This is a genomic window from Candidatus Thiodiazotropha sp. AKAK3, assembly GCF_058244645.1.
Genome location: NZ_JBSYOQ010000071.1, coordinates 164204 through 177346 on the forward strand (window position 1 = coordinate 164204; position 13143 = coordinate 177346).

At 46.3% G+C, this 13143-nt stretch carries 13 protein-coding genes and 1 pseudogene; 10 read left to right on the forward strand and 4 right to left on the reverse strand.

Going from position 1 to position 13143, the window contains the following annotated elements; genetic code table 11:
• Positions 1–18 precede the first annotated feature (18 nt).
• The 8 genes from AC4IE7_RS19350 to AC4IE7_RS19385 all read left to right on the forward strand — a co-directional run bounded on the left by AC4IE7_RS19350 (position 19) and on the right by AC4IE7_RS19385 (position 7662).
• Positions 19–1134: a ChaN family lipoprotein gene (locus tag AC4IE7_RS19350; protein ID WP_490778513.1), complete on the forward strand. Its 1116-nt coding sequence runs from the start codon at positions 19–21 to the stop codon at positions 1132–1134.
• Between the two features lie 17 nt (positions 1135–1151).
• Entirely contained in the window at positions 1152–2459 is a 1308-nt protein-coding gene (trhP, locus tag AC4IE7_RS19355) for a prephenate-dependent tRNA uridine(34) hydroxylase TrhP (RefSeq protein ID WP_490778514.1), read from the forward strand.
• A complete protein-coding gene (locus AC4IE7_RS19360; RefSeq protein WP_490778515.1) occupies positions 2456–3334 on the forward strand; it encodes a polysaccharide deacetylase family protein in 879 nt (292 codons plus the stop codon). Before trhP ends, AC4IE7_RS19360 begins: the two co-directional genes overlap by 4 nt.
• A 523-nt stretch (positions 3335–3857) precedes the next feature.
• Positions 3858–4874, forward strand: coding sequence for a hypothetical protein (locus AC4IE7_RS19365; RefSeq protein ID WP_490778516.1), 1017 nt, complete (start codon positions 3858–3860; stop codon positions 4872–4874).
• Between the two features lie 318 nt (positions 4875–5192).
• A complete protein-coding gene (locus tag AC4IE7_RS19370; RefSeq protein ID WP_490778517.1) occupies positions 5193–6047 on the forward strand; it encodes a hypothetical protein in 855 nt (284 codons plus the stop codon).
• Between the two features lie 831 nt (positions 6048–6878).
• Complete coding sequence (locus AC4IE7_RS19375; protein WP_490778518.1) at positions 6879–7097, forward strand: hypothetical protein; 219 nt, start codon at positions 6879–6881, stop codon at positions 7095–7097.
• Positions 7094–7354, forward strand: coding sequence for a hypothetical protein (locus AC4IE7_RS19380; RefSeq protein ID WP_490778519.1), 261 nt, complete (start codon positions 7094–7096; stop codon positions 7352–7354). The genes AC4IE7_RS19375 and AC4IE7_RS19380 overlap by 4 nt, the downstream gene beginning before the upstream one ends.
• A 23-nt stretch (positions 7355–7377) precedes the next feature.
• Positions 7378–7662 (forward strand): type II toxin-antitoxin system RelE/ParE family toxin, encoded by a 285-nt coding sequence (locus AC4IE7_RS19385; protein WP_490778609.1) that lies wholly within the window; start codon positions 7378–7380, stop codon positions 7660–7662.
• A gap of 388 nt (positions 7663–8050) precedes the next feature.
• Here the strand turns inward: AC4IE7_RS19385 and AC4IE7_RS19390 are convergent, their stop codons facing one another.
• From AC4IE7_RS19390 to AC4IE7_RS19400, 3 genes are all read right to left on the reverse strand, one after another.
• On the reverse strand, positions 8051–8344 hold the full coding sequence (locus AC4IE7_RS19390) for a hypothetical protein (protein ID WP_490778520.1): 294 nt from the start codon (positions 8342–8344) through the stop codon (positions 8051–8053).
• 137 nt (positions 8345–8481) lie between these two features.
• A complete protein-coding gene (locus AC4IE7_RS19395) occupies positions 8482–8772 on the reverse strand; it encodes a type II toxin-antitoxin system RelE/ParE family toxin (protein ID WP_490778610.1) in 291 nt (96 codons plus the stop codon).
• Positions 8762–9010: a CopG family ribbon-helix-helix protein gene (locus tag AC4IE7_RS19400; protein ID WP_490778521.1), complete on the reverse strand. Its 249-nt coding sequence runs from the start codon at positions 9008–9010 to the stop codon at positions 8762–8764. Before AC4IE7_RS19400 ends, AC4IE7_RS19395 begins: the two co-directional genes overlap by 11 nt.
• A gap of 232 nt (positions 9011–9242) precedes the next feature.
• On the opposite strand from AC4IE7_RS19400, the pseudogene AC4IE7_RS19405 reads away from it, so the two are divergent.
• Together AC4IE7_RS19405 and AC4IE7_RS19410 are read left to right on the forward strand one after the other, a co-directional pair.
• Positions 9243–9848: pseudogene (locus AC4IE7_RS19405) on the forward strand (RHS repeat-associated core domain-containing protein); the annotation flags it as partial.
• Between the two features lie 726 nt (positions 9849–10574).
• Entirely contained in the window at positions 10575–11396 is an 822-nt protein-coding gene (locus AC4IE7_RS19410; RefSeq protein ID WP_490778522.1) for a hypothetical protein, read from the forward strand.
• Between the two features lie 326 nt (positions 11397–11722).
• On the opposite strand, the gene AC4IE7_RS19415 is transcribed toward AC4IE7_RS19410, so the two are convergent.
• A complete protein-coding gene (locus tag AC4IE7_RS19415) occupies positions 11723–13135 on the reverse strand; it encodes a TolC family protein (protein ID WP_490778523.1) in 1413 nt (470 codons plus the stop codon).
• Positions 13136–13143 lie beyond the last annotated feature (8 nt).

Below are 13143 nucleotides of genomic sequence, written 5' to 3' on the forward strand. Positions count from 1 at the left end.
TTGCACCTGGAGATAGTTGTGCTACGAAAATTTCTGACTTTCACAATCATGGCCAGCATCATGACAGGAGCCTATGCAAATGAAAAATCTTCAGATCCAGTGGTGGATCTATCGACACTGATTGACCTCTCCAGTCTGGTGGAGAAGGTCTCTGATAAAAAGGTGGTTTTTGTTGGTGAGAGCCATGATCAGTATCAGCACCATCTCAACCAGCTTTCGATTATCAAGGGGCTACATGCCAAACATTCAGACCTGGGAATAGGCCTTGAGTTCTTTTTTCAGCCCTATCAAAAGTACCTGGATCTCTATATCTCAGGTGAGATCGATGAGGCGGAACTGATTGAACAAACAGAGTATTTTAGCAGGTGGCGTTTTGATTATCGCCTCTATCGCCCCATTTTTCGATTTGCCAGAGAAGAGGGTATTCCTCTGATCGCCTTGAATCTGGAGAGCGAAATCACCAGTCAGGCCGGCCGTGAAGGTATTGAAAATCTATCTGATGAGATGAAGTTGCGTATTCCCGCGGAGATAGATCGGGAAAATAAAGCCTATCGTGCTCGACTAAAGACAATTTATGAGGCCCATCCACATCGGGAAGGTAGTGATTTTGAGCGATTTCTCGATGTGCAGCTGCTGTGGGACGAGGGCATGGCTGAACAAGCAGCAAAATGGTTGAAGCATAATCCGGATGGCCATATGGTCATCCTTGCCGGCGCAGGCCACCTGATCTACGGGGATGGTATCCCTAGCCGACTTGCACGTCGGGTAGAGGTGAGTCAGGCAATCGTTCTCAACGTCAGCAGTTCTGCTGAACTGAATCCTGATCTGGCAGATTATCTGATTCTGGCTGGTAATCAGGAATTGCCGCCAAGTGGTAAGCTGGGGGTGTTTCTAGATGTAGAGAGCAGGCCTCCTGTGGTGAGTGGATTGAGTGAGGGGAGTGGTGCAGCTGAAGCGGGGCTCAAGGAGAAGGATCAATTGATCTCAATCGATGATCAGCCAATCGATAGTTACGCAGACCTGCGTATAGCCCTGATGGATCGCGAAGTTGGCGACACTGTAAAGGTGGAAGTGAAACGTGAGCGACTATTTTTAGGTACCATTGTTGAGACCTACCAGGTCACCCTACACTAGAGTTACTTGATTAGAATATGCCAAAAAAGACAGAACTACTGGCCCCAGCGGGCACACTTAAAAACGCCCGTTATGCCTTCGCCTATGGTGCAGATGCTGTGTATGCAGGTCTACCACGCTATAGCCTGCGGGTGAGAAACAATGATTTTCTTGAAGATAATCTCGCTACCGGCATAGCTGAAGCTCATGCACTACAGTGTCAGTTCTATCTGGCCTGTAATGTCATGCCGCACAATGCAAAGCTTAAAACCTTCATTAAAGATCTCGAACCGATCATCGGGATGTCTCCTGATGCATTGATTATGTCCGATCCCGGATTGATTCTGATGGTCAGAGAGCGCTGGCCTGAGATGCCGATACACCTCTCGGTACAGGCGAACACCGTGAATGCTGAGGCGGTGCGATTTTGGCAGCAACAGGGGTTGACCCGGGTGATTCTCTCCCGGGAACTCTCATTGGATGAGGTGGCAGAGATCAGGCAACATTGTCCCGATATGGAGCTGGAAGTTTTTATTCACGGAGCGCTTTGTATAGCCTACTCAGGACGTTGTCTGCTATCGGGCTATTTCAACCACCGTGATGCTAACCAGGGTACCTGCACCAACAGTTGCCGTTGGGATTACAAGATGTCGCAACCTGTCGCTTCCCCTGAACTGAAAACCGGTCCCGCTGGTGTAGTCCGGCACAGTGCGGCAGATGAGATCTACTATCTGGAAGAGAATGGCCGTCCGGGTGAGCAGATGCCTGTTTTTGAGGATGAGCACGGCACCTATATCATGAACTCCCGTGATCTTCGTGCAGTAGAACATGTCACCAGGCTGGTGGAGATCGGTGTCGATTGCCTCAAGATCGAGGGTCGCACCAAGTCCCACTACTACACTGCCCGTACAACACAGGTATATCGACAGGCGATAGATGACGCTCTGGCTGGTCGTCCATTTCAGCCTCAATTGATGGCGGATCTGGAGAGTCTGGCCAATCGGGGTTATACCGATGGTTTTTACCAAAGACACGAGTCCCATGAGTTACAGAACTACCGTTTCGGAAGTTCTCAAACTGAGCGTCAGCAATTCGTTGGTGAAATAACCGGTGTTGATCAAGAGTCAGGTCTGGTGGAAATAGATGTAAAAAATAAAATCCGAGTCGGTGATCGCCTTGAACTGATGTCCCCGGCAGGAAACCAGGATTTCGTCCTTCAAAAAATGGAAGACAGGTATGGTAATGCCATGCAGGAGGCGCCAGGTGGTGGCTACCAGGTGCGGCTTGCCTTACCATCTGAAGATGTTACCAATGGGCTACTCTGTCGCTATCTTGAATCCGTATGAAGCTAGGATTGAGAATTGCAGTTAATACACTGGTTGGTGCAGAACAGGGTGTGCCTGCTCTTCTGAGACTCTTCGATGAGTATCAGGTGCAGGCCAGCTTTTTCTTTGCAACCGGTGCGGATAAAAGTGGCCGTTTGCTGGATAGGGTAAAGCAACCCTGGTATCCACAACTACCTCTGAAATCCCGTTTGTATGGCCTGTTGTTGATGCCACCACGGATATCCAGAGAAGCTGCAGAGATAATGCGCTCAGTAGCCACTGCAGGGCATGAAACCGGTATTTTATGTCATGATCGCGCCCGTTGGATAAAGAGCCTGGCCTATGCAGATGAGCGCTGGACGCGAGCGGAATTGAATCAAGCTATCGATGACTACGCTTCAGTCTTCGGAGATAAACCAAAATCGATGGCTTCAGCAGGTTGGCAAACCAACCCGCACCTGATTCGGCTACAGCAGGAAACAGCCTTCGACTACGCTTGCGATGTGCGGGGCAAAAGTGCTTTTTTACCTGTTTTGCAAGATATTGAATCGTCCTGTCCTCAATTGCCAACAACGCTGCCGACTCTGGGTGAATTACTGCACCAGGGGGGTGACATCACTCTGAACAATATCCATGAGTATCTCTATGCCGAGAGTCAGCACATCCTGCCCTATGGACATGTCTATGCCTGTGATGCTGAGATGGAGGGTATGACCTATCTTCCTGTCATGGAGAAGTTATTGGTGATGTGGCGGAATATGGAAGAGGGGATACAACCGCTACACACCTTTCTGGAGGGAGAAAAAAGAGCGCACCTAAATCAGCATCAAATTGGTTGGGCCAATCATTCAGATGCTAAGGTCTATCTTGCAACACAAAGTATACAGCAGCCTTAAATTTCAAGTGATTCAAAACAGGCACTACTGTTCCGTTAAGTCTCGCACATTTGAGAAGAATGTGGTTGATGTGGTGAGTTTGGGGTTGCGATATTTCCACAACCGCATATGGGAGCCACCAGCCAAAGCAACCTTCGGACAGGTTTGCATAGCATCGGGTTTACTTACCTACGCACGAAGGCAGCTGAATTGTACAAGTTGCCTGGTAGCCTGTTGCCTGAATTAATCTGGAAGGCCAGAAGGCCAGAAGGCCAGAAGGCCAGAAGGGTAGTGGAAGAGGGTGGATTTAGCCGGAAATCCAGGGTGTTGAATCGATTGAGGCCGGATAGACAGATGATTCCAGTGTAATCTGCCCTCAGTTTTCTGCCTTGATATGTAGAGGTTGTTATGGTTATCTTTCTATGCCTCTGGCCCCAATAACCGAATTCAATCTTAAAATAGGTAGAGGCTTCAGTAACGGTAAGGTGGGCAAGCGTGTTAAGCAGTTTGGTATCGATATAGTTGAGATCAGAGTATTACCTAAATGATGAAATGGCCTAAGCTTGTTGAGGATGTTCTAATCGAAAAAGGATTTCGTGGAGTTGAAAAGGGATTGTATGCCTCGAAGTCACGTGATCTCTATTATCTTCTAGCTCTGCGAGGGGGGGGAAGTGAACTTATTAAACTACATGCTGCTGTTTGGACGCCAGGAATGACAGCTGGAGGTAGCGAGATTGTATATTCTGATATCTACTCTCTCCCAATTGGTGGGGGCGTTTCTCAGAATTCCGTAGGTTCTGATGCTGGAGAAACATATTGGTTAGATGATGAGGTGGCTGATGAACCTGGTTTTGCAAATCAGTTAGTCGAGTTTGTTAATGAAATAGTTTTACCATGGTTCTGTGTGTTCCAAGGACGAGATGATCTCTCTGATACATTTACAATAGATGGCGAGTCGATAGTACTCGAAGTTAATGATAGGGTTAAATGTACAGGTGATGAGTTAGGAATTCGCTTTGATAATGGTGGACTAAGCTGCAATGATACATATAAAAGGTATTCAAATAAGGCGTTTTTAGAAGGACCTGCGGGTATTTTGGGAGAGGCGCTAAGTGAGTTCGGTTTTCAGTCTAGTATTTCTGATGGTATTCGCTATTATCGCCACCGTGGTGATATTGGTTTGTACGATATAATCTATCCAAGATGTATCGCCTTTGGGGCAAGGATAATTCTAGACTTGTTTATCTGGGTGCCGGAATTTGAACTGGCGCATCATGTCGATGAGTTGCCCCAGGATCTGTTGATTGCTAATGGCGGAGTTCTATCTGATTCAGGGATACAGGTGTATCCATATTTGACGGAGAGATGCTCTGTTCCCTTTCATGATGACTGGGTAAATTCCGTAACCACTAGAATCACCAACATTGCATTGCCCTGGTTTGATTCCATTGGTAATCGACAAGAACTTCTTTCTTCGGTGCGAGAAGACTTTCGCCCATTGTTAGGAACGTCATTTGTAGGAAGCACTTCTTTAAGGCAAATGATTTTGGGACAGATATAACAAGCGCGCACTGAGTATACGTAATTCCTGCTTAAGTGTTCCAATCGTAAAAGTTACATAGAGTAGAAGGGGGAATTGATACCTTACTTGAATACATTCAAAAATATACATTTCAGCAAAAAATTATCATATGGAGAATGAAATCGCTGACAATGAGTCTCTTGATAAGTTGAATTTTCATTTGGTGTTTTCTATATAGAGAGAAAGAATGGAAATAAAGTGGGTTATCTATTTCTAAATTAGCACCTGTTTCTATCCTGAAGTAGGTGTACTCTCCCTATAAATATTCAAAAATATTGGAATGATGGTTAGTAAGTTATGAGAATAAAGTATTCTGGTTCCATATCGATAGGCAGCGGTTCTCTCTATCTTTGTGATATGAGGTATGGGCCGACGGAGGATGGTTATGTATTTGATGTTGATAAGGCGGATTATCTGATAACACATCAAGAAGATAATGATTCGGGTCTGAATGCAGCGCTGATTGTTAAGAAAGGGAGTAACCCAGACAGGGAAGAAAGATTGCCCGATCTATCGACTGAACTAAACATGCTTGGTGTTCTCGATAAGGTCGCATTGCTTGATGAGTTTGGCACAATGGAAGAGCTTTTCGAGTGGGGTGATTTGGAGATTTATCTTTACGCTGAGAAAATGTTTGCTGATGTCCAAAGTCCCAGAGGTAGTCAGATTCACTGTTTTCTTGTTGGGGACAATGAAGAGGATCATGCGGTCAGTTCTCTTTATCAGGGTGATGAACTGGTCGGTTTTAAAGTTGAACTCAACAGTAGTGGGGATAAAACCGAAATACCCCAATCATCAGCAACTATTTTTAAAGCGGAACTAGCATATCGAGGTGTTTCGTTGGATGTATATGTGTTTTCTGAGTACGACAAGGAATCGATTGATGATGCAATACGTGACTGTGTGCAGGATCATGTATTGGATGACGCCACTAGAATTCAGCAGATTTTTGAGGATGAAGTGTCAGAAATAGGAGAGGATATCCTCTTGGGTGATTATGATTCAAGCTTGGACAGTTTGATTGGATTTAAATTATATCGGCAGATCGGTTCTGGAGAAGAGGAAATGATATATGATTTTGAAGAGTCAAATGATCTGCCTGAGAATAGTATCAAGGGAGTTAGGAATGCTATTCTGGCGCGGTCTAAATAATACTCTCAAATAGTAAAAAGTACCCGATTTACACGTAGGCAGTGTGGTGTTCCTCTGACATGTTAGTGTGATAGTCGAGATGTCGGGAAGTTAGGTTAAAAGTCTCTACCTATTTCTAGTTCTATCGTAATCACAGATATCAAGGACAGTGACAGTTAGAAAACACTATTCAGCTGAGTTAAAGTCTAGGGGTATATGGAAAGTATATAAGCCTAGGAACAGGCAATGACGATACCGCGAATGCTACAGATCTGTCTTGATGAAACACCCTGTTACCACTGTATGTAAGATGTATCTACGCGGCCTACGCGGCTTTGATAAAAATTCTATTCTGCAGTTAAATTTACAAACAAAAGGTATGGAGTTTGCGAGCGAGATGGCTGGCGGCATCTAAGATTTTTGTTATTGTACAGCCCAAGATGGCTTTTACTATATCCTGGGTTAATACTACTGATAAACCGGGACACACACCAAATAGCGCTCCAAAAATAAAGCCCTGTTCATCACTGAGCGGGGCTTTTGCTATTTTAAGAGCCGTGGTTATGGCTGTGGTTGCCTGATGGTCTTGAGCGCTTCGAGTTCCCCGTCGAGTGTGTCGCACCATTCATCGGCGAGGTATAGCCCGATCCCGGCGAGGTGGTAAGGGTTGGCGTGTTGATCAGAGGAGTGGCGTATGGCCTGGCATAAGGCCCCGAGTTCGTTGAACCCGACTTGAGCGAGTTCGGTGGTGTCGATGGCCTTGGCGAGCAGGGCGCAGACTTGGCAATCGGCGAGGGTTTGTTGTTTAAGTTTTTGACTGGGCGAGCTTTGTCCGTAGAATCATAGTTAGCCATGACTCAACTCCTGTTTAGGTGTGTGGTGGTTAGTCTGTCCGGGGAGGGCCTAATCTCCCTGGTCAGGCACTTACGCTTTATCCAGGAGATGTTGGGGCATGGGGATATCAGCAGCACGCAAGTCTATACCCAGGTCACGGTGGAGAAGCTCAGGGCGGTGCACACGGCGACGCATCCGAGGCGGTTGAAGCGGGAAAGAGGAGGGGAACAGGCATGAAGGCCGCGAAGACCGGGCAAGACCCTGATATGCTTACAGGCAGTGTGAATGATATCGAGGAGAAGAACATGCAGACGGCCAAGCAAGAGGTGGAGCAGCTCTTAAGAAACCTGCCCGACGACAGCAGCTATGAGGACATCCAGTACCATCTTTACGTGCTGGAGAAAATCAAGCATGGCCAGGCGTCTATCGCGCAGGGTAAGGGAATCGGACACGAAGAGGCCAGGGAGCGGTTGAGTAAATGGCTGAAGCCCTGAGACTGGTCTAGTCTGATGCGGCGCTGGAGGATATCGACGAAATCGCCGAGTATATCCACCGGGACTCGCCGCATTATGCGCAACGGGTGGTTGAGGCGCTGTTGGCGTCGACGGACCTGCTGCCGGAACAACCCCGCCTGGGTCGAGTGGTCCCCGAACTCGGCCAGCAGAACATCCGTGAGCGCTTTATCTACAGCTATCGCCTGATCTACGAGATCCTCGCTGCCGAGTTGCATATCTTGGCGGTTTTCCACGGCAAACGGCTGCTGGAGTCCGTAGAAGACCGCTTCTCCAACGGCACGTCTTAAATCCCGCTCGGACCGCCCGTCACGTCGCTTGCATCCCTGAGCAACCCGCGCGCCAGCCATCCCTGGCCTGAATCACGCGGCTTGCACAGCGGGCAAGCGCCGCGCCGCGCTGGGGCGCTGCTAATCCGCAAGGCTGCTGCTTCCGTTCCTGGCCGGTGGTATGGGTCGGTGCCACACCGGCTACGCCCGTGTGGCGGGTGAAGATATGCCAGTCAACAGAAAGCCCCAGGAGAGGGCGAAGCGAACGGGTTGGCCTGGCGTAAGGGGCTTACTGTAGCCTGGCTGGATCTCCCCCCACAGGATAAACCGGGACACACACCAAATAGCGCCCCAAAAATAAAGCCCCGTTCATTACTGAGCGGGGCTTTTGCTATTTTAAGAGCCGTAGTTATGGCTGTGGTTGCCTGATGGTCTTGAGCGCATCGAGTTCCCCGTCGAGTGTGTCGCACCATTCATCGGCGAGGTATAGCCCGATCCCGGCGAGGTGGTAGGGGTTGGCGTGTTGATCAGAGGAGTGGCGTATGGCTTGGCATAAGGCCCCGAGTTCATTGAACCCGACTTGAGCGAGTTCGGTGGTGTCGATGGCCTTGGCGAGCAGGGCGCAGGCTGTGCAATCGGTGAGTGTTTGTTGTTTAAGTTTTTTGACTGGGCGAGCTTTGCCCGTAGAATCATAGTTAGCCATGACTCAACTCCTGGTTAGTTGTGTGCTGGTGAGCTGGTCTTAGGTGTTGCTGCACCCTGGGTCAGCGCTTCTTAAAGTCCTGCTGTCGTTCGGGCTCCTCATTTATCCCATTAACGCCTAAAAGGAAAAGCGCCTATTTACCAGCGTTTAGGCAGTTTACGGGAGGTATGAAAGACGCGAAGAATCTCAATGCGTTGCAGGCGGGGACGGACTCGGTAAGGAATAATGTAACGGGTCTTGGGGATGACCAGTTCACGAGTGCCCGGTACCCGGCCTGGGTGTCCGAGTGCGGGATTATCGCGCAACAAGGATATGGCTTCTTGAATCCGCTGCACGACCACTTTGGCCGCCTTGAGGTCGTCTTGGGCGATGAACTCCGCTTCATCATCCAAGTTTTTTAATGCTTTACGTAGCCATTTAATCAGCATTAGCACCCCACTTGTTGAATACGGCGGCTTCATCTTCCGGCGTGGCGAAATCGTCCTCGTCGGCCTCCTTGAGCGCGGCCTCGATCTCTTGAATCTGCCACTCGTTGATCTCAATAAACTCCCGGACGGCCTCGGAGGCCAGGAAAGACTTGCTACGGTGCGTGACAGCGGCAAGCTTATCCAGACGGGTCTTAAGCTCAGGATCCAAGCGGATAGTCATGGTTGTGGACTGAGACATGGTTCACCTCGATGTGTTTAGCTGTACACAATATAACACATACTGAGGCCGCACCGAGTTAAGCGAAAAAGTGCATTAGGGCAAAATTCTTACTATAGTGGACTGCATTAGCTGAACCCGCTCTTTAACACCTTGAACGCCTTAGAGAAAAAGTACGATGCGCTGAAAAGCCGCGTCGGAAAACCTATTTGCTGGGGAGCAGTTTGACTCAACGTGAGATCAGTATTACCTCAGAGCAAGATACTACGATCCAAGCCAAGGAAGGTTTACTCAGATGGATGAGTGGGATGGTAAAGCTTGTACTCCCATTACTCTGAATAAATACCTTTATGCTGATGCGAATCCTGCTAATGGGACTGATCCTAGTGGATATATGACGCTCGGTAATCTTGGGGCAGCTAATAATATAAATGGGATTATAACAACAACAGCTCGCGCTACTGTAAGAGTTTATAGCGGAAAGAATAAAGGTAAAGTTGTAAAGCTCACCAAGCAAGTTGGTTGTTTAATCGGAAAACAATATGTAGATAGAAAACGTGACAGAGTGAAAGGGCACCATCCATTGCAGAAAAGCTTAGGAGGTGCGGATGAACAAGTTCTTTTATATACAGCTAGAAGAACTCATCAAATGCTCCATACTGTTCAAAATATGCTTATCCGAGAAAAAGGATTGCCTCAACTGAATAAAGGAGCTACATATTTCGATGGTTTCTTTTCGAATAACCCTGGAACTAGAAGAGTGGCAATTGAAGCTGCTCTGACCGTAGCAAGAAAGGTAATAAGTTTTGCGGATATAAAGGCAAAAAAACTTTTGAAAGATATACTCGGAGAGAAATAAAGCGGTGGTTAAAAGCAAGAGATGGGTTGTTCGATTAACTTTAACAGAGTGTTCATCGGGGCTTTGAAATGATTATGCCGGGGATTGCCTTTGAATCAGAAGGTGGAAGCAAAAGTGATAATGCGATAATCGAGTGTGTATCTGTTTCAGAGCCTTATCCTTATTACGATGAACTTCCAGAGCATATAAAGAAAAACTTACCTGGAACAAAAAGAAAGTTGCCATAATTGATAATCCTGGATAGTAAAAAAGGAGGGACCAGCGTCCCCTTTTTGTTTAGGCTTCCTCAGCCTATCGAGACGACTATCGTTGATAAACCGGGACACACACCAAATAGCCCTCTAAAATAAAACCCCTCTTATCCCAGAGCGGGACTTTTGCTTTTATAAGAGCCGTGTTTATGGCTGGGGTTGCCTGATGGTCTTGAATGCTTCGAGTTCCCCGTCGAGTGGGTCGCACCTTTCATCGGCGAGGTATACCCGATCCCGGCGAGGTGGTAGGGGTTGGCGTGTAGATCACAGGTGAAGCTTGGGAGTTTATTTTCTCATTTCCAAATTATGACTGTCTTTGTATCTTCACGCAGTTGATCAAGTCTGGATATTTAATTAAACCCTGATACAATTTCTCATTAGCAGTGCATCATTGGATATTATTTATTGACGTAGGTTTTGTGCTAATTCAATTACTTCTGCTATTTTTAATCATGCATTTCGAAAGGAATATTATATGGAATATTTTAAAGCACTTTTTTTATCAGGAACAATTTTGATTGCTTCCAGTGTTGACGCAGCCACATCAAAGTATGAAGTTCAAACGCCGACCACCGTGACACCCTATCAATTTCCCGGGCTGGACTTGAATAACGTTGAAGGTATCAAGCTAACAACAAGCACCACAAGTAGTAATCTTGATTACAGTATAGACCGATTAGAAATAGAATTTCCGAATGCCAATAATCTGGTGGTTAGCAACTTAAAGTTATCCCCTAACAGTCCATCCTACTACGGTGTTGTCAATAATGGATATGTATTTCGCAAGCTGATTGTTGACGTAAACATAACATCTGCAAATCCTGTTTCAGGCGACAATATTGATGTCCGTGTATTTGTTGCAAACAATAATGATTTCAACAACGATTTTGCTCAGCCTCCACAAGGGGAGATGTTGTTAGAAACCCACGGCACAATAGTTGACGTAACAACCAATCCAATTGCTGACACACATTGGATGAAGGTCGATAGTGAAGGATTGAATATGCGGTTATACCAACGTGCTGAGTATAATCCTACCGCGTCAATCCCAGGTAACGGCTTTAAGCTCTACATGAACTGGATGGGGCATGGAGAGCAAACAGTCTATCTGAATACACCCTTTGCTCCCCAGGATTATTCACGCTTTAAGGCTATAGCTTTGAATGTAATTACTACTTCTGTTCCGGAGGGCGATGCATATTTTCTGGAAGTCGAATATGAGGATGAATCCGGTATGAGACAAATCGCACCTGCAGGTGACTTGCAGATGATTCTTAACCAAGCCTACCAACTGTAGTAAGCACGAATATGCAACACCCATTTTGATGGGTGTTGCATTCAACCTTCAAGTGATCAAGCATTAAGTAACACCAAATAAGTTTGGATTTCACAGTAATTCCGGTCACTTTCTCACACGTATTAACAAACAGAAAAAGTCTGTTAATCTACTCATCAGGGCTCGATCTATTAATCACACCATAATGAAGTTGGATAGTTTTCAAGAGCCAAATTTTCTCTTTTTTGTTATCCGTAGGAAAAGGGGTTTAAATATTATCCACTGTTTTTTTACTTGCTTTGAGGGTCAATAAATATCCCTATAATTCATGGTCTTTAAGGTGTCAGCTATTCCATTCGGATTGCAGTATCAAATATTTTCAGAGAAGGAAGATCCAATAGTCTACCGAGTAATCTCATGATATGTGCCTGAGAACGCAGATAGTCGACTCTTGATTTTATCAGTTCACCACCTACATCGGTGACTTGTTGCTGGGCATTCAATACATCAATGTTACTGCGGTTTCCGGCTTTGAATGCTTTGCGTGTGATCATTAAAAGGTTTTCCGCATCCGTCAAGGACTTTTCATTCATTGTTACTCGTCGATGGTGTAGTTCACTCTCTTTATAGTATTGACGTAATTCTGCAGCCGTTGAGTTCTGTGCCGAGTGTAGTTCTTGCATTGCCTTACGTGATTGTGCTTTTGCCTCTTGCTCTAGTGCACTAACACTACCGCCTGAGTAAAGTGGCATCTCTAGTTGTAACATATAGCTGTTAGTTGTTGCGTTATTATTGATGTTTCCGGATTCTTTAAAATAACGGCTGGCACCACGAGTTGCGATTAGATCGAGTGTTGGCCAGTGACCGCGGTTCTGCAGTTGGATATTAGCTTCTGCAAGTGTAACGTTGTTTGTTGCTCGCATTAAAGTCGGATTGTCCCTCATCAACTGCTCTAGGGCTACTTTGATATCTTTGGGTGCGATCGATGGAAGTGTTTTATTGATCACGATCCTTCCAAGCGCTAGCTGCTGCTTGCCGATCAGTTTTGCAAGTTCAATCTGTTTCAACTCCCGTTCACTATAACGGGTTATTAATTGCGATTGCGCCAGACGTAGTCGCAAACCTGTTTCGGCTACCTCCGTAATGGAACCCAGCCCACCTTCTAGACGACGCTCATTGTTATAGACTTGCTCTTTGGTACTGGTGACCTGGCCATCTAGTACCCGAATATCCTCAGTTAATGTAATTAAATTTAATATGCTGTCAAGAATCAACATTGCTAGTTCACTTTGACGCTCTTGCAAGGCAAGTTGCGTTTCGATGCTACTGATACGGCTCGCATCCAGGGCTTGAAGTGCTTGAGGCTTAAATAGAGGCAGGCGTAAAGTTCCTTGTAAGGTACCACTTCGTTGTCTTAATTCATCATAATTACCACTTGATGGTTTATAGCGAGAGTCATCGTAGTTGACGCTTACAGATGCGTTTGGAAACAATGAAGCCCTGGCTTGCTTGATTCTGGCATTGCCAGCTTCGATCTCCTCAGATAGTGCCAGATTCTGTGGGTTGCATTGCCAGGCAATTTGAATCAAGGTGGTAATCAGATGATTTTTATTATTCTCATTGATTGCCTCTGGAGTCTGTGAGAACTCATTGCAAGTTATTGATGTTTGTTGTGGCTCAGTCAAACCTATACTGCTCCAGAGCAGTAAGCTGAAGAGCAGCGGATAGTTGAGTCTCGATTTATAATGTGTGCCGAACATCAACTACT

Excerpts from the sequence above, each read along its gene's own strand:
- trhP (WP_490778514.1), top strand. The coding sequence starts at position 1,152 with ATGCCAAAAAAGACAGAACTACTGGCCCCAGCGGGCACACTTAAAAAC.
- AC4IE7_RS19360 (WP_490778515.1), top strand. The coding sequence starts at position 2,456 with ATGAAGCTAGGATTGAGAATTGCAGTTAATACACTGGTTGGTGCAGAA.
- AC4IE7_RS19365 (WP_490778516.1), top strand. The coding sequence starts at position 3,858 with ATGATGAAATGGCCTAAGCTTGTTGAGGATGTTCTAATCGAAAAAGGA.
- AC4IE7_RS19370 (WP_490778517.1), top strand. The coding sequence starts at position 5,193 with ATGAGAATAAAGTATTCTGGTTCCATATCGATAGGCAGCGGTTCTCTC.
- AC4IE7_RS19375 (WP_490778518.1), top strand. The coding sequence starts at position 6,879 with ATGACTCAACTCCTGTTTAGGTGTGTGGTGGTTAGTCTGTCCGGGGAG.
- AC4IE7_RS19380 (WP_490778519.1), top strand. The coding sequence starts at position 7,094 with ATGAAGGCCGCGAAGACCGGGCAAGACCCTGATATGCTTACAGGCAGT.
- AC4IE7_RS19390 (WP_490778520.1), bottom strand. The coding sequence starts at position 8,344 with ATGGCTAACTATGATTCTACGGGCAAAGCTCGCCCAGTCAAAAAACTT.
- AC4IE7_RS19395 (WP_490778610.1), bottom strand. The coding sequence starts at position 8,772 with ATGCTGATTAAATGGCTACGTAAAGCATTAAAAAACTTGGATGATGAA.
- AC4IE7_RS19400 (WP_490778521.1), bottom strand. The coding sequence starts at position 9,010 with ATGTCTCAGTCCACAACCATGACTATCCGCTTGGATCCTGAGCTTAAG.
- AC4IE7_RS19410 (WP_490778522.1), top strand. The coding sequence starts at position 10,575 with ATGGAATATTTTAAAGCACTTTTTTTATCAGGAACAATTTTGATTGCT.
- AC4IE7_RS19415 (WP_490778523.1), bottom strand. The coding sequence starts at position 13,135 with ATGTTCGGCACACATTATAAATCGAGACTCAACTATCCGCTGCTCTTC.